Raw genomic sequence first — 17,011 nt, 5'->3', positions numbered from 1 at the left:
ACAGGTATGACCATGTCAGATAATCTTCTTCAAACATTTCTGGACCGTTTTCCGGCCGACAAATCCCGCACGTTTCTGATTGAACGTGACGGCACCGAACGCAGTTTTTCGTGGCTGCTTGATCGCACCGGTCGTTATGCCGCCGTGCTGGCATCCCATGGCGTAGTCAAGGGTGACCGCGTTGCCGCACAGGTCGACAAATCCTCCGATGTGATCGCGCTGTATCTGGCCTGCCTGCAACTTGGCGCCATTCACCTGCCGCTCAACACTGCCTATACCGGTGATGAAATCGCCTATTTCCTGGGTGATGCCGCACCGCGTGTCTTCGTCTGCCGTCCGGGCCATATCGACGCGGCCAAGGAACTGGGTGACAAGAATGACGTCGCGGCTGTCCTGTCGCTTGGTTCAAACGGCGATGGCAGCCTCAATGACGAAGCCGCAAACGCCACTGCCATGACCGACATCGTCGCCGCCGACAAGGACGACGTTGCTGCCATCCTGTACACCTCGGGCACCACGGGCCGGTCCAAGGGCGCGATGCTGACCCACAACAATCTGGGCTCGAACGCCAAAACCCTGCATCAGGCATGGGGCTTCAAGCCGGGTGATACTCTGCTGCATGCCCTGCCGCTGTTTCACACCCACGGGCTGTTTGTTGCGATCAACATCATGCTGATGAATGGCGGCAAGGTTATCCTGCTTCCGAAATTCGATGCCGATGACGTGATTGAACGCCTGCCGCAATCAACCGTCCTGATGGGCGTTCCGACCTTCTATACCCGCCTGCTGGCGCATCCGAAATTCACCAAGGATGTTACCGCCAACATGCGTCTGTTCGTCTCTGGCTCGGCCCCGCTTCTGGCCGAAACCCATGACGCGTTCTTTGAACGCACCGGTCACAAGATCCTTGAACGCTATGGCATGACCGAAACCTGCATGAACACGTCGAACCCGCTCGATGGCGAACGTCGTCCGGGTGCGGTTGGCCCGACCCTGCCGGGGATCGAGGCCCGCGTTTGTGACAAGGATGGCAATGTTCTGGGGGCTGGTGAAATCGGTGTGCTTGAGGTCCGTGGTCCGAACGTCTTCAAAGGCTACTGGCAGATGCCGGAAAAGACCGCGTCCGAGTTCCGCTCTGACGGCTTCTTTATCACCGGCGATCTCGCCACCATCGGCGAAGACGGCTATGTCACCATCGTAGGCCGTGACAAGGACCTGATCATTTCCGGCGGCTTTAACGTCTATCCCAAGGAAGTCGAAGAAGTCATCGCCGAATATGACGAGGTCGATGAAGTCGCGATCTTTGGCCTGCCACATCCCGACTTCGGCGAAGCCGTTGCCGGTGTGATTGTGGCCGCCAATGGCGATCAGGCCGACCCCGAAGCCATCATCAAACGCACCCAGGACAAGCTGGCCAAATTCAAGGTGCCCAAGCGCATCTGGGTGATCAAGGAACTGCCGCGCAACACCATGGGCAAAATTCAGAAGGCCCAGCTGCGCAAACAATACGAAGACACCTTTACCTCCCCTGCAGCATAAGCGTTGCAGTCTTATACTCCCGCTGCCCGGAGCCTTTCCTGCTAACAGAAAGCTCTTTCCCGCAGCACCCATCGGGTCTCTGACCCTACCTCCCCGGCCGGATTTATCTGGCCGGTTTTTTTGTCTGCACGGCCAAAACCCGAACGTCACCAACTCCACCGTTATGCAATTTTTTGGGAATAACGCCAAACAATGCTAAATTAGATAACGACCAAACAGCCAATCTGAAGGCCTGTCTTGAGTACCAGCACGAAAGTAACTGGGATTGATGACCAAGCTTGATGACGCAATAGACCGGGTTTCGCGCAACATCGCCCAGACCGGCGCCCTGACGACCGAGGCATCGCGGCGCTACGAACAGATGTTTGCCGATTTCCGCACCGAACTGGACCGCGCCCTTGATGCAGCCGATACGCTTGCCGATGCTGCCGGGGCGACCATGGCGATACTCGAACAGGCATCAAACCTTTTGCGCCAAAGCTTCCCCAACCCGCACCCGCGTGCCTGTCGCGATCAATGCAGCGCCTGCTGCCACCTGTTTGTCAGTGTACCGCCCGGTGTCACCGACCTGATCGCCGCCTACATCACGGCAAATTTCACCACGCCACAGATCGATACCCTGAAAGATCGCCTGCGCAGCGCCGCAACCGACATCGAACAGTTTACAAAAACCAGTGACGTTCGGGTGCGCTGCCCGTTGCTTGATGAACAGGATCGCTGCAGCATTTACGCCATCCGCCCGCTGACCTGTCGCGCCTTCACCTCGGCCAATGCCGGTCTGTGCCATGCCATGGTCTTTGGCGACAGTGCGCAACAATCCACCCGCATTGATCAGGATCCCGGCCATTACCGCCTGCATATCGCCGCAACCGAGGCCCTGCAAAATCTCGCAACCCGTCGCGGCCTTAACGGGCGTCAGGAAGGCTTCGTTCACGCCCTGCTCGATAAGCTTGAAAACGGATCAGCATCCGCCTGATATAAACGCCTTGCAATTTCGCGCAAACAGGACCATTTCCCCAGAGTTCCTCAAGGGCTGCGCATCCGCCCGGCCTTGCCATCACAATCAAATGGGGCAGACATGGATAACCCGTCCGCAAATTCACCGCGCGTGGCCTTTGTCACCGGTGGCGCCCAGGGCTTGGGCCTTGGCATCTCAAAGCATCTTCTGGGCCTTGGCTGGAAGGTCGCGATGTTTGATCTTGATGCCGATGCGGGCGAGGACGCGCTTGATGGCCTGACGGACGCTGAACGCGACCGCACATTGTTTTTGCAAGGCGACGTTGCCCATGAGCCCGACATCAAACTTTGCATCCAGCAATGCGTTGACCGGTTTGGTCGCATCGATGGCCTGATCAACAATGCCGGGATCGCCAATCCCCATGTCCCCAACATCGAAGACCTTGAATGGGATCAATGGCAACGCGTGATCAATGTCAATCTGGGTGGTGCGTTTCTGGCAACCAAGCACGCGACACAGCATCTGCGCGATACCAATGGCGCGATTGTCAATATCGCCTCCACCCGCGCCTTCCAGTCAGAGGCCAACACTGAACCCTATGCCGCGTCCAAGGGTGGCATCGTTGCCCTGACCCATGCGCTGGCGGTCAGCCTTGCGGGTGATATTCGCGTCAACGCCATCGCACCGGGCTGGATCGAAGTTGGCGACTGGCAGAAAAACGCCAACAAAACCGAACCCGATCACAGCGAAGCCGACAAGGCCCAACACCCAGTTGGCCGTGTCGGCACGCCTAAAGACATCGCACAGGCCGTCTCCTTCCTGCTGGATGGCGATAAATCCGGCTTCATGACCGGCGAAACCATCCGCATTGATGGCGGCATGACGCACAAGATGATTTACGTCGACTGACTAACGCGAAGAACGAAAAAGGCCGGTCTGTCATTTCCGACAACCGGCCTTTTGTTTATCTCGATATTCTTTGACCTGATCAGGCGCGTGCCTTGCTTTCGCTCATGCCAAGCGCGCCAAGGGCGGTCTTGACGATGGCCTTGGCATCAAGCCCGGCCTTCTCGTACTGGATTTCCGGCTTGTCATGATCAATCAGCGTATCTGGCAGCGCCATGGTGCGGATCTTAAGCCCGTTATCCAGCAATCCGTGGCCTGCCAAATGCTGCAGAACCATCGCGCCAAAGCCGTTGATCGACCCTTCTTCGATGGTGATCAGGACTTCGTGGTTGCGCGCCAGATCGGCAATCAGTTCATGATCAAGCGGCTTGGCAAAGCGTGCATCGGCAACCGTGGCAGGCAAACCCCGTGCGGCAAGGTCTTCGGCGGCAATAAGCGCCTCGGCCAGACGCGTGCCATAAGACAGGATCGCGATCTTGCCACCTTCGCGCAGGATGCGGCCCTTACCGATTTCAAGGACTTTCCCCTCGGCCGGCATTTCAACGCCAACACCCTCGCCACGCGGATAGCGGAACGCAGATGGTCGATCATCAATCGCCCAGGCGGTCGTGGTCATGTGGACAAGCTCTGCCTCATCAGCGGCCGCCATCAAAACAAAGTTCGGCAAACAGCCAAGATAGGCAATGTCATAAGCCCCGGCATGGGTCGCACCATCGGCCCCGACCAGTCCAGCACGGTCCATCGCGAAACGCACCGGCAGGTTCTGGATCGCGACATCATGCACGACCTGATCATAACCGCGCTGCAGGAAGGTCGAATACAGCGTGCAGAACGGTTTGTATCCTTCGCACGCCATCCCGGCGGCAAAGGTCACCGCATGCTGTTCGGCAATCCCGACGTCAAAGGCACGATCGGGGAAATGATCGGCAAAGATGTTAACCCCGGTGCCGGACGGCATCGCAGCCGTGATCGCGGTAACTTTCTCGTCCTTCTCGGCAAGCTTCACCAGCGTTTCGCCATACACCTTGGTGTAGCTCGGCGCATTCGGGGTTGGCTTGGCCTGCTTGCCGGTCACAACATCAAACTTGGCAACGCCATGATATTTGTCTGCGGCATTTTCCGCCGGGCCATAGCCCTTGCCCTTTTGGGTCACGGCATGGATCAGGATCGGGCCATCAACATCGGCATCGCGGACGTTTTTCAAAACCGGCAACAGATGATCCATGTTGTGGCCATCAATCGGCCCGACATAGAAGAAGCCCATTTCTTCAAACAGGGTCCCGCCCGTAACCATGCCACGGGTATATTCTTCAAGCTTGCGCGCCGCCTCTTCGATCTGGCGCGGCAGATGCTTGGTCAGGCCCTTGGCCGCATTGCGCAGCCCCTGATATCCCTTGCCCGAAATCAGGCGTGACAAATAACCCGACATCGACCCCACCGGCGGGGCAATCGACATATCGTTATCGTTCAGGATGACAATCAAACGCTGATCGGTGGCGGCGGCATTGTTCATCGCCTCATAGGCCATGCCAGCACTCATCGATCCGTCGCCGATGACGGCAATCACGTTCTTGCGCTTGTCATCCGATAGCTGGTTGGCGACTGCCATACCAAGCCCTGCCGAGATCGAGGTGGAGCTATGCCCTGCCCCGAACGGATCATATTCGGATTCGGATCGTTTGGTGAAACCTGACAAACCACCACCCTGACGAATGGTGCGGATACGATCACGCCGCCCGGTCAGGATTTTATGCGGATAGCACTGATGACCAACATCCCAGATCAAACGATCATACGGCGTATCAAACAGGTAATGGATCGCAACCGTCAGCTCGACCACACCAAGTCCAGCACCCAGATGCCCGCCGGTCACCGATACCGCATCAATCACCTCGGCGCGCAACTCGTCGGCAACCTGCTTCATCTGGGCAGGCTGCAACTTGCGCAGCTCTTCGGGGGTGTTGATGGTATCCAGCAGCGGGGTCTTGGAGGTCGTGCTCATTCCGATCTCGATTTCAATTTTTTATATGGCGTTGGTTACAACAGGGTGACTGTTATGGCGCCATGTTGCAAGCTGCGTAAAATAGCGAGGTTCGACCGAATTAGCGACCCTGAATTTCACCGGTTTTTACCTTATCGAGGAAACGGTGGATCACTTGCTCGACGGTGCGGTGAATGGTGTCGCGATCCTGACCAAAATCGCGGCATAAATAGCCAAAATTCTCTGCAATATATGGGGTGCATTTCGGCAAGAAGGAATAGTGCCCGGCCCCTTTGACCTTCACAAACTTTGCCCGCCCGCGCAACAGCTTGCGGAAGTGTGCGGCGTTAACATGGTCATGCAGGATTTCATCTGTATCGGCCTCGACAAACAGCATCGGGATATCGATATCGCTCAATCCCGCATCGGTCGCTGCCACACCAAAGGCTGGCGCAATCGCGATAATGGCGGCAATTCGTTCATCGCGCTCGGACACCACCGGCCCGCCATACACAGTATGCAACCGATCAAGGTGATCATCGCTTGGCGCATGCTGGCAAATCACGTGGTCCGTTTCAGCGTTGATTTCGCAGTAATCCTGCCAGGCCTTGGCATCAAAATCCCAGCCCCCCAACTTAAGAACCGTCGCCCCGCCTGCCGAATGGCCAAGGGCATAGATTTTGTCCTGGTCAATCTGCGGCCCGATCTCGTCATGCGCCAACAGCAGATCAAGTGCCAGACGCATTTCCTGCGGGCGGCGCTCGATAATCGTCAACTGCCGGGCTTCGGACGCATCAAGGTAGTTATCGCCATGATGCTGCGGGGCCGCGACGATATAGCCCCGCCGTGCGAGATATTCCGCCAACCAGAACTGATTGAACCGATGCCCTTCCGATCCGTGCGAAAACAGAACGATGGGAAACGGGCCATCATCGGCAAAGTCGGCCCCGCGCGCAGCACTGGATGCCACGCCCATATGACGCACCGAACTCTCAGGTGCCGTCGCCGGATACCAGATCGCTAACGGAAACGGGTCCTTGTCAAACAGCCGGTCACGAAAACCGGCTGTATATGGCGCATGATCGGTCATGGTGATGATCTAGGGCCACAGCCGCTTAACGGCCGCGTTCAACCACAAAACGTGCCACCGCACGCAGCGGTCCGGCCTCGTCATCAAAGCAGTTCAGGTGATTGATCGCCTGATCGCACAGCATTCTGGCCTGCGCGCGGGCCTGATCAAGACCGAGCAATTTGACGAAGGTTGATTTTTCCTGATCAACATCCTTGCCGGCCGTCTTGCCGAGTTCTTCCGAACTTGCCTCGACATCAAGAATGTCATCCTTGATCTGAAACGCCAGCCCCATGTCATGCGCGTAGGATCGAAGCGCCAAACGAATGCTTTTCGGTGCCTTGCCAAGGATCGCCCCGGCTTCGCAGGCAAAGGCAAACATCCGCCCGGTCTTGAGCAAATGAAGGTGTGTCACCTGCGCCTGATCAAAGCTCTGCCCTTCCCCGGCCAGATCGATCATCTGCCCGCCGACCATGCCATACGGCCCCGCCGCACGGGCAAGGGCACGGACAAGATCGGTGCAAACACGCGGATCAGGATGGGTATCTTCATCGGCCAGCACTTCAAACGCCTGGGTCAGCAACGCATCACCGGCCAAAATCGCTGTCGCCTCATCAAACTGCTTGTGGCAGCTGGGCTTGCCGCGGCGCAGATCATCGTCATCCATCGCCGGCAGGTCATCATGGATCAGCGAATAGCTGTGCACCATCTCGACCGCCGCGGCCACGCGCAGGGCCGAGCGGCGCGATACCTTGAACAAGCCAGCAGAGCTCAGCACCAGAAACGGGCGCAGCCGTTTGCCATCGCCCAGCGTCGAATAGCGCATCGCCTGATACAGGCGCTGCTCGATCTGGCCATTGGCGCGGGGCAGGATCCCGTCAAGCGTCTCGCCCAGATCAGCAGACGCCGCACTCAGTTCGGCAATCATGTCGTAACTCACGACGGTCTCCGATTATTCAATTTCGGTCGGGGTTGCCGACGGGCGGCCATCCGCATTCAGGGTGATTTTTTCGATGCGCTCTTCAGCCGCACGCAGTTTGTCCGCGCAATGGCGTTTCAGCGCCGCACCGCGTTCATAGGACGCAATGGCGTCATCAAGCCCGACCTGCCCCTGTTCAAGCTGACGCACAAGGGTTTCAAGCTGCCCAAGCGCCTCTTCGAAACTCAGTTTCGCGATATCTTCAGGAAGTGCGGGAGATGCAGTAGCCTCGGACATGTAAGCTCCATTTCTTAGATCGGCGCGGAGTTTACGCGTAAGTCACGATCAGGGCAACCGAACAGAACGCAATTTCGTCTGACTGAAACGCTTTTGTCGGGCAATACCCCGATGATCTTTGAGTGATCTTGAGGTGATCTTGGGCTGATCTTTGACTGCCCTTAATGGGCCCCCATCAATGTCCGCACATGTTGCACGGCACTGGTCGCAAGTGACGGCAAATCATAGCCCCCTTCAAGCAAGGACACCACACGCCCACCACACTGTTCCTCGGCAAGATCCATCAACTGCTTGGTCATCCAGACAAAATCATCCGCCACATAGCAAAGCCCCGCCAGCGGATCATTCTTGTGCCCGTCAAAGCCCGCAGAAATGATCAGAAGTTCCGGCTTGAACGCGGCAATACCGGGCAAGACCGTCGAATTGAACGCCTCTTGCACTTCTTTTGTGCCCGATCCGGCAACCATACCGACATTAAGGATATTATTGGCACATCCGCGTTCGCTCTCCGCCCCTGTGCCGGGATAAAGTGGCCATTGATGGGTAGAGCAATAAAAAAGGTCCGCATCATTATAAAACAGGTCCTGCGTGCCGTTACCGTGATGGACATCGAAATCCATCACCGCCACCCGCTTGATGCCGAATTTGTTGCGCGCATGGTGGGCTGCAATGGCCGCATTGTTAAACAGGCAAAATCCCATCGCCCGGTCATACTCGGCGTGATGCCCCGGCGGTCTGGTCGCGACAAAGGCATTCTTTTCATGCCCCTCCATCACCGCATCAACCGCGACACAGGCCCCACCAACCGATCGCAATGCCGCCCTGCCCGACCCCGGCGAGACATAGGTATCACCATCAAGCGGCTCGATGCCGTGGTCGGGGATGCTTGCCATCACCTTGTCGACATAGGCCGGGTCATGCACTTTCTTGATCAGGTCGATATCGCCCAGCGGCGCTTCTTCGCGGTGAAGGAACATGAATTCCTCGGCCTCGAAAACGCGCTGGATCACGCGCAGACGATCGGCGCATTCCGGGTGTCCCGGGCCGGTATCATGTTCAATACAATCGTGATGGGTCACGAACAAAGTCGCCATTTTTCTGCGTCGCCTTCCTGAATGGTCCGATATGGTGCGGCGCCGGGACCAAGCCCGGGTCACGGGATCGCGTTGACCGCGTCCGTTATTTTTATCCTACTTTGCTTGTTCTAGCGCAAAACAGGATGCTTCTCTTTGTTCTAAATCAGCACATCACCGAACGATAAGGCAAGCTTTTTGGCCTTCTATCTTCGCATCATCTGGCGCGTGTCACGTCTGCTACTAATACTTTCACAGTTTTGCCGTTTTCTCGGGTTTGTATATGCTGGTATCGATTATGTTTCAAACCGAGCAAACGGGAACATAATCAAATAAAAACAGGTCCTGTCGGAATCGGTGCAAAGGTTTCATTCGCCCGCACACCGCCCAAGGGATCAAATTCGCAATCGCCAGAGAAAAATCTGGTGCATGGAAGGAAGTTCGACAGGCCGGATTCCGGCACAAACACCATCAGCAGCAGGTGAGATCCGAGTAAACACTCTCTTGACAGATTTGTAATATACTTGAGAATAAGTTTACCGATGAATTCCTGTAATTTGTTGGTGGCAGAAGTCACTATCCTTTAGGTATTATTACCGCAGTGACTTCGCGCCAGTCGGATCAGAAGCCACCCGATGGCTCCGTCTGGTGATTTGTCGAATTTTCATTGGGACAATGGCCGCTTGCGGTCAGGCTCATAAGGAAGCCAAATGGAACTTAACAACTTAGAAGAAAAGGCCGAACAGGCTAGCACCCTGTTAAAGGCCATGAGCAATCAGAGCAGACTGCTTATCCTTTGCCAACTCAACGAAGGCGAAAAGTCGGTTGGCGAACTCGAACGCATTGTCGGGCTAAGCCAGTCCGCCCTCTCGCAGCATCTTGCACGCCTGCGTCGTGACAAGCTCGTCCAGACTCGTCGCGAAGCACAGACCATCTACTATTCGCTGAATGGTAACGATGCTCTGCGCGTGATCGAGACCCTCTACGGGCTTTATTGCAACGCCTCACGCAATTCTGCTGCTGCGTAAAACACCCGGGCACTCCCCACTAAAAAAGCCTGCCTTTTTTGGGCAGGCTTTTTTACGTCCGAAACAGGAGATCCGTCTTACTGCGATCCGCATTCCGGCAGCGGCAGCTTGGTGACCTTGTCCAGCGTGCCCAGCACTTCAAACTCGCCATAGTCAAAACGCATACCATGCGCGACACCGTTATCGCCAAAATCAACCGCCATCTCGGTTGACGGACCGTTTTCCGCAGCCCCGATCGGATAAAATGCCAGGTTCATGCGATGAAATGCGCCGCGCGCAATCGCGTCGGGATCGTTGGCGGTATTATCGGCATCCTTGCTGCCTGAAATCACCACAGCAACCCGGTTGGTCGGGGTATCGCCGCTGCCATCAAACACCAGATCATTGGCAAACCGCACCCCGTCTTTCGCACGTTTCAGCAACACCAGCGAATGCTGGGTCGGGAACATGGCATCGGCCGGAAGTTCTTCCTCGACCTCGACCGGGATTTCGTAACTGACCTTGACCATGTCGTCCTTGCGGACCGCCTTACCGACGATCTCGTCGACCTTGGTGCCATCAAGATAATCACGCATGCGGAACCGATATTCCGTTCCGTCGAAATCTTCCCACTGGGTCATGGAATAGGCCGAATTGATCGGCGTGCCTTCGCTGCCCTGAAGGATCATGATCTGCTGCATTTCCGTGACCCAGCCATCGCACATCTTCTCAAAGCGATAGCCAAGCACACCGGATGCATCAACGATCGAACTGCCCTGTTCGGCATGGCTCAGCTTGAAATGATATTCCGCCACATGCGGCACGATGGCATCTTCGATGCCCGTCACATTACCAGCCTGCGCGGCACAGCCACCAAGACCCAAACAAAAGATCAGCGTTCCTTTAAGGGAACGCTGACGTTGCTTAATCTCTGAAAAAAATCCAGACAACATCACTCTCCGGTGGCGCCAACTCCGACAATCCAGGGATCTTTAACCCCCTTTTTGGCAGCAAGAAGGCGCAAATCATGTGCGTGTTCTGCCGAAAGCGGCCCGACCGCAACACGAAGATACGGCTTGCCCTTGACCTCGGCATTCAAAAGGCGCGGCTGGTATTCCTTATAAAGGCCCAGCGCCCTGTTGGCACGCGCTTCATCTGCAAAGCTTGCCAATACCACATAATCACCGGGCAGCGGCGCGGCAAGGTCATCCCCTGCAAGCGCGTCCCCGTCAAGTGCTGCATCCACCGGTTTGACCACCACATCATCCCCGTCCCCCATAACAGCCGGGTCGACCAATGCGGCAGTAACGGTTTCCTTCAGCGTGGCAATTTCGGCTGCCGGTTCATCACTGACATAGCCTGCAACGGCGGCATCCGCCTCGACCTGCGGGTCGATCGGACCAAGGTCACTGCGATCAACGGCAACGTCTTCGACTTCGATCTGATCACGTGCAGAGGCAACCTCAACCGCATCAACCGCATCACCAGGCGTCTTTTTCGGGGTCAGTGGCGGCAGGTTGGTGGTGACAATCGCGTTGGATTTAAGCGCCGTCGCACTCGGGCGGGACCAATCCTCTGCCGGGGCATTCACCGCGTAGATTTCCGGGCGGGCAACGCGCAGTTCCTGTTTAATCTCAGGCTCGCCCATCACGGCGAGGGCTGCGGCCTCTTCGGCCAGGATGGTGTCGTCGTCCTTGCAGATGGTCTGTTCGAGAAGTGGGCGATGCAGCGCGCAATCACGCTCGGCAACGAAAGAAACCGCATGGTCGGTTGTGCTTTTGCCGGTCGACACATAGCTGATCAAATCACCGGCAAGCTTTGCCACCGTCAACTCAATCGGACCACCGCACGCGCCAAGCGCCAAAGGTGCCGCCACCACAAGAATTTTTCTCAACAGGCCATCCCCCGAAGGATCGAATTTTCTTTTCCTCCGCTACAGTGGCCCAATGCCGGTTAATATTAGGTAACGATTGCCAATAGATTTCCCCAAAAGAAAACGGCCCGGAAAGCTCCGGGCCGCTTGTATCTTCAGTATTTCGGGCAAGGCCCAAAACACATCAGTCTTTTTTCGCTTTCGGCGGCAGCTGCACACGCAGGTGCAGTTCTTTAAGCTGCCTGTCATCAACCTCTGCCGGCGCATTCATCATCAGATCCTGTGCCTGCTGGTTCAGCGGGAAGGCAATGACTTCGCGAATGTTCGGCTCATCGGCCAGCAACATGACGATACGGTCAACACCCGGGGCCGAACCACCGTGCGGCGGGGCGCCGAATTTGAACGCGTTGATCATGCCACCAAAGCGGTCATCGACAACGTCCTTGCCATAACCGGCAATTTCGAACGCCTTGTACATGATGTCCGGGCGATGGTTACGAATGGCACCCGATGACAGCTCGATACCGTTACAAACGATGTCATACTGCCACGCCTTGATATCAAGCGGGTTCATGTTTTCAAGTGACTCAAGACCACCTTGGGGCATCGAGAACGGGTTGTGGCTGAATTCGATCTTGCCGTCGTCGTCTTCCTCATACATCGGGAAGTCAACAATCCAGCAGAACTTGAACATGCCTTCTTCGCGCAATTCCAGTTCGTCACAAACCTTGTCACGGACCTTACCGGCGAACTTGGCAGCGGCCAGTTCCTTGTCACAGGCAAAGAATACCGCATCGCCATTGGCAACGCCGGTGATTTCCTTGATCTGTGCGATACGATCGGCATCAAGGTTCTTGGCAATCGGGCCTTTTGCTTCGCCGTCTTCACCGTAAACGATGTAACCAAGACCAGCCGCACCTTCATCACGTGCCCAGTTGTTGAGCTTGTCAAAGAAGCTGCGCGGGCGCGATGCGGCACCGGTTGCCGGGATCGCACGAACAACCGAACCTTTTTCGATGTTCGATGCAAAGATGCCAAAGCTCGACCCGCGGAACGGCTCGGTAACGTCCGAAATGATCAGCGGGTTACGCAGGTCCGGCTTGTCGGATCCGTATTTCGCCATCGATTCATCGAACGGAATGCGCGGGAACGGATACGGGGTCACATCGCGACCACCGCCGAACTCGACAAAGATGTCATGCAGAACCGGCTCGATCGCGGCGAACACGTCGTCCTGGGTGGCAAAGGCCATCTCGAAGTCGAGCTGGTAAAACTCACCCGGCGAACGGTCGGCACGTGCATCTTCATCGCGGAAGCACGGTGCAATCTGGAAATATTTGTCAAAGCCCGAAACCATCAGCAGCTGTTTGAACTGCTGCGGTGCTTGCGGCAGGGCATAAAACTTGCCCGGATGCATACGCGACGGCACCAGGAAGTCACGTGCGCCTTCCGGCGAACTTGCGGTCAGGATCGGCGTCTGGATTTCAAGGAAGCCCTGTGCGGTCATTTTCTGACGCATGGCCGAAATCACCTGCGAACGCAGAACGATGTTCTTGTGCACGCTCTCGCGACGCAGATCGAGATAACGGTGACGCAGGCGAACCTCTTCGCCGTACTCGACATCGCCAAACACCGGCATCGGCAGAACTTCGGCCGAAGACTGAACCTCGATGTTCGATGCATAAACTTCGATCTCGCCGGTCGGCAAGTTGGGGTTGATGGTTGCGGCCGTACGTTTGACAACCTTGCCATCGACCGTGATCACGCTTTCAGCACGCGCTTTATCAAGCGTCTCGAACAGCGGGCTCGAAATATCGATCACGACCTGGGTGATGCCGTAATGGTCGCGCAGGTCAACGAACAGAAGGTTGCCGTGGTCACGTTTACGGTGAATCCAGCCAGACAGGCGAACTTCCGCATCGGCGTCAGTCGCGCGCAGCGCATTACAGTTATGAGAGCGAAAAGGATGCATTGTCATTCCAGGTTGCTTTGTATTTTGGGCCGCAAATTTGGCCGCAAAGGTGCATGCCAGACCCGCGCTGTCAAACAAAAAACGCACCACAACATGCCCGCCAACCAGTGATTCATGGCGCTTATGTGTGATGTTCCCCTGCCCGACGGGCGTGGTATCTCAAAATTTCAGCGGTATAAAACGCGCAGACAGGCCCTTCGTCAAGTGCCAGTAATGCAGACCAGCTAACGCACATCAGTCAACGCAGATCAGCAAATCATTGGGTGATTGGTTCTGCGCTGATCTTGACCGCCTGAAGATCCTTGACCTTGATAAAGTCGATCAGCCGTCCACTGCCCGGTGTGATTTCGCCCCAGTGATCAACATCGAACTCGAAATGCGCAAGCCCGCAGGTCGGATATTTGCGCGCCATGATCTCGCGCGCCTCATCATTGCCACCGCCATAAAGCGACTGGGCAAAAATCTCGATCCCCGGATTATGGCCGATGAACATCACATGCTTGGCGTCTTCATGGGTGTGGTGCAGGCTTTCAAGCAACACCCGCTCGCTGGCCATATACAGGTCTTCGTTATAGATCACATCGGCATCGGTTGCGAAATCCCGCCCCAAAAGGCCAAGCGTCTGCACCGCGCGCGCCGCCGTCGAACACCAGATCAGGTCCGGCACCAGTTCATGCTGACGCAGATAGCGGCCCATAAAGGGTGCAGCCTTTTCACCACGACGGTTCAGTTCGCGGTCATGGTCGGCCCGACCCGGATCCGCCCAGCTTGATTTGGCATGCCGAAGCAACAACAGCGTTTTCATGTCTTCGTTTCTCTAGGGCCCAAACTCACTCGCATGATCGTCCCGGTCTCCCGGATTTGTGCGGATATGCGAAGCAAAACCACAGGAAGATCTACATCTTTCAAGGTTTTGCGACAAAATAGCCCGTGCAAATCCGGGTGATCCGAAGGACAACTGATATGAGAGAAAGCCTCTGCGTCAAATCCCTTGACCGGGGACGCCCCCGCTCTGCGGGCATTTCCTAGCTTTTTCTCTCATATCAGTTGCCGGGCCGGTAATGTGAGTGAGTTTGGGCCCTACGTCGCGAACGATGATCAAACGGTGTTCTTCCATGCCATATCACACGCCGTGACGCCATTATAAAAACTGACACATAAATTTAAGAAAATTGCACCCACCCAAGCAGTTATCCTATACTCCATTTGCAACCGGGAACTGTCGCATAAGTTCAAGGACGTTCCCTCAATCCGCAGGAGGCATAGCGTGACACACGCCGCTGCAGTTCAGTCAAGCGCGATCACCATTGATTCGGAAAGCCGCTTCATTAACCGCGAATTATCGTGGCTGGCATTCAACAATCGCGTTCTTGAAGAGGCCCAGAATACCGGCCACCCGCTGCTTGAAAGACTGCGTTTCCTGTCGATTTCGGCCAGCAACCTTGATGAATTCTATATGGTCCGCGTCGCCGGCCTCGTCGGGCAGGTCCGCGCTGGCATGACCAAGGTCAGTCAGGATGGCATGAGCCCGTCCGAACAGCTGCGCGCCATTACCTTTGATGCCAACCAGTTGATGCAGGATCAGCAACGCGTCTGGCGCCAGCTCAGCAGCGAGATGGAAAAACAGGGCATCTCGGTCATTGATCAGGGCGACCTGACCCAGACCGACCGCAAATGGCTGGATGGCTATTTCACCCGCGAAATCTTCCCGACGCTGACCCCGCTTGCCATTGATCCGTCGCACCCCTTCCCGTTCATTCCCAACCTTGGCTTTGCCATCGTCATGCAGCTGTTTGATCCGGCTGACGGGCACAACATGCGTGGGCTTATTCCTGTACCGCAAAAGATCGGCCGCTTCCTGCGCCTGCCGGGCCGCAATGAACGTTATCTTCCGGTCGAACAGGCAATCTTGCTCTATCTTGGCAAGCTGTTCCCGGGCTTTGATATGATCGAACACGGTTTCTTCCGCGTCATCCGGGACTCGGACGTTGAGATCGAAGAAGAAGCCGAAGATCTGGTCCGCGTTTTCAAAACCGCACTGAAACGTCGCCGTCGCGGCAGCATCATCCGTCTTAAGGTCAACGCGGCGATGCCCGAAGACCTGCTTGATTTCGTCATCGATGAACTTGATGTCGCGCTTGAAGAAGTCGTCAAGGTCGATGGCCTGCTCGGCGTTGTTGATGTCAAACAGCTGATCGATTCCGATCTGCACCATGACTTGCTGTTCTCGCCCTATGCCGCACGTTATCCGGAACGGGTACGTGACTTTGGCGGCGATTGCTTTGCCGCGATCAGCAAAAAGGATCTGGTGGTTCATCACCCGTTCGAAGATTTCGACGTGGTGGTGCAGTTCCTGCTTCAGGCTGCCCGTGATCCCGATGTGGTCACCATCAAACAGACGCTGTATCGCACCTCGGAAAACAGCCCGATCGTCAAGGCCCTGATTGCCGCCGCGGAAGCCGGTAAATCGGTTACGGCGATGGTCGAACTCAAGGCCCGCTTTGACGAAGAAGCCAACCTGCGCTGGGCGGCTGACCTTGAACGTGCGGGCTGTCAGGTGGTTTATGGCTTCCTGGATTGGAAAACGCACGCCAAGGTGTCGCTGGTGGTCCGCCGTGAAACCCATGGCCTTAAGACCTATACCCACTTCGGGACCGGCAACTATCACCCGATCACCGCCAAATTCTATACCGACATCTCGTTCTTCTCGTGCGATCCGGCATTGGGGCGTGATGCGGCCAGCATCTTTAACTTCATGACCGGTTATGCCACCCCGCGCTCGCTTGAAAAAATCGCAATTGCGCCGCATACCCTGCGCCCGACGCTGCTGACCCACATTGATCAGGAGATCGAGAACTGCAAGGCCGGCAAGCCATCTGGCATCTGGGCCAAGATGAACAGTCTGGTCGATCCGGTGGTGATTGATGCGCTTTATCGCGCAAGTCAGGTTGGCGTTCATATCGAATTGATCGTGCGGGGTATTTGCTGTCTGCGTCCGGGGGTTCCGGGCCTTTCGGAAAACATCCGCGTCAAATCGATTGTCGGTCGGTTCCTTGAACATTCGCGCATTGTGGTCTTTGCCAACGGCGCAAAGCTTCCGTCGCGTAAGGCCAAGGCGTTTATTTCGTCCGCCGACTGGATGCCGCGTAACCTGAACCGCCGTGTTGAAACCCTGGTTCCGGTTGAAAATCCGACCTGTCAGCAACAGATTGTTGAACAGATCATGATTGCCAACCTGAAAGACACTGCACAGGCATGGCATCTGCAGCCGGACGGCTCCTATGAACGCTGCGAGGCAGGTGAAAATGCATTCTCGTCGCACAAATATTTCATGACCAACCCGTCACTTTCGGGCCGCGGAAGTGCGCTGGATCAAGCCGACCCGAATGTTCCCGTGCTACAGCTTGACGACTAAAG

At 56.2% G+C, this 17,011-nt stretch carries 14 protein-coding genes; 5 read left to right on the top strand and 9 right to left on the bottom strand.

What is annotated here, in order from left to right; genetic code table 11:
• Positions 1-12 precede the first annotated feature (12 nt).
• The 3 genes from AUQ41_RS05665 (at position 13) to AUQ41_RS05655 (ending at position 3,406) form a co-directional block, all read left to right on the top strand.
• A complete protein-coding gene (locus AUQ41_RS05665) occupies positions 13-1,539 on the top strand; it encodes a malonyl-CoA synthase (RefSeq protein ID WP_063087274.1) in 1,527 nt (508 codons plus the stop codon).
• 268 nt (positions 1,540-1,807) lie between these two features.
• Positions 1,808-2,515: a YkgJ family cysteine cluster protein gene (locus AUQ41_RS05660; protein WP_063087121.1), complete on the top strand. Its 708-nt coding sequence runs from the start codon at positions 1,808-1,810 to the stop codon at positions 2,513-2,515.
• Between the two features lie 102 nt (positions 2,516-2,617).
• Positions 2,618-3,406: an SDR family oxidoreductase gene (locus AUQ41_RS05655; protein ID WP_063087120.1), complete on the top strand. Its 789-nt coding sequence runs from the start codon at positions 2,618-2,620 to the stop codon at positions 3,404-3,406.
• A gap of 79 nt (positions 3,407-3,485) precedes the next feature.
• Here AUQ41_RS05655 and dxs read toward each other — a convergent pair whose 3' ends face one another.
• From dxs to AUQ41_RS05630, 5 genes are all read right to left on the bottom strand, one after another.
• Positions 3,486-5,405 carry a 1-deoxy-D-xylulose-5-phosphate synthase gene (dxs, locus tag AUQ41_RS05650; RefSeq protein ID WP_063087119.1) on the bottom strand — a complete coding sequence of 640 codons (1,920 nt, stop codon included), beginning with the start codon at positions 5,403-5,405 and terminating at the stop codon, positions 3,486-3,488.
• 100 nt (positions 5,406-5,505) lie between these two features.
• On the bottom strand, positions 5,506-6,474 hold the full coding sequence (locus AUQ41_RS05645) for an alpha/beta fold hydrolase (protein WP_063087118.1): 969 nt from the start codon (positions 6,472-6,474) through the stop codon (positions 5,506-5,508).
• Positions 6,475-6,499: 25 nt separating this feature from the next.
• Entirely contained in the window at positions 6,500-7,381 is an 882-nt protein-coding gene (locus AUQ41_RS05640; RefSeq protein ID WP_063087117.1) for a polyprenyl synthetase family protein, read from the bottom strand.
• Between the two features lie 24 nt (positions 7,382-7,405).
• Positions 7,406-7,669, bottom strand: coding sequence for an exodeoxyribonuclease VII small subunit (locus AUQ41_RS05635; protein ID WP_008891279.1), 264 nt, complete (start codon positions 7,667-7,669; stop codon positions 7,406-7,408).
• Between the two features lie 161 nt (positions 7,670-7,830).
• A complete protein-coding gene (locus tag AUQ41_RS05630) occupies positions 7,831-8,763 on the bottom strand; it encodes a histone deacetylase family protein (RefSeq protein WP_008891278.1) in 933 nt (310 codons plus the stop codon).
• Between the two features lie 689 nt (positions 8,764-9,452).
• On the opposite strand from AUQ41_RS05630, the gene AUQ41_RS05625 reads away from it, so the two are divergent.
• Positions 9,453-9,770, top strand: a complete 318-nt coding sequence (locus AUQ41_RS05625; protein ID WP_008891276.1) for a helix-turn-helix transcriptional regulator — start codon at positions 9,453-9,455, stop codon at positions 9,768-9,770.
• Between the two features lie 77 nt (positions 9,771-9,847).
• Here AUQ41_RS05625 and AUQ41_RS05620 read toward each other — a convergent pair whose 3' ends face one another.
• The 4 genes from AUQ41_RS05620 to AUQ41_RS05605 all read right to left on the bottom strand — a co-directional run bounded on the left by AUQ41_RS05620 (position 9,848) and on the right by AUQ41_RS05605 (position 14,399).
• Complete coding sequence (locus AUQ41_RS05620; RefSeq protein WP_008891275.1) at positions 9,848-10,702, bottom strand: EipB family protein; 855 nt, start codon at positions 10,700-10,702, stop codon at positions 9,848-9,850.
• Entirely contained in the window at positions 10,702-11,643 is a 942-nt protein-coding gene (locus tag AUQ41_RS05615) for an SPOR domain-containing protein (protein ID WP_232308316.1), read from the bottom strand. The genes AUQ41_RS05620 and AUQ41_RS05615 overlap by 1 nt, the downstream gene beginning before the upstream one ends.
• 163 nt (positions 11,644-11,806) lie before the next feature.
• A complete protein-coding gene (gene aspS, locus AUQ41_RS05610; protein WP_063087272.1) occupies positions 11,807-13,594 on the bottom strand; it encodes an aspartate--tRNA ligase in 1,788 nt (595 codons plus the stop codon).
• A gap of 256 nt (positions 13,595-13,850) precedes the next feature.
• On the bottom strand, positions 13,851-14,399 hold the full coding sequence (locus tag AUQ41_RS05605) for a histidine phosphatase family protein (RefSeq protein ID WP_063087116.1): 549 nt from the start codon (positions 14,397-14,399) through the stop codon (positions 13,851-13,853).
• Between the two features lie 462 nt (positions 14,400-14,861).
• Between AUQ41_RS05605 and AUQ41_RS05600 the strand changes: the two genes are divergently transcribed.
• Positions 14,862-17,009 (top strand): RNA degradosome polyphosphate kinase, encoded by a 2,148-nt coding sequence (locus AUQ41_RS05600; protein ID WP_008891271.1) that lies wholly within the window; start codon positions 14,862-14,864, stop codon positions 17,007-17,009.
• Positions 17,010-17,011: the final 2 nt, after the last annotated feature.

This window comes from Thalassospira sp. MCCC 1A02898 (assembly GCF_001618185.1).
In the GTDB taxonomy this organism is placed as follows: Bacteria; Pseudomonadota; Alphaproteobacteria; order Rhodospirillales; family Thalassospiraceae; genus Thalassospira; species Thalassospira tepidiphila.
The sequence above is the reverse complement of the archived record's forward strand: the minus strand, read 5'-3'. Positions and strand labels throughout refer to the sequence as shown.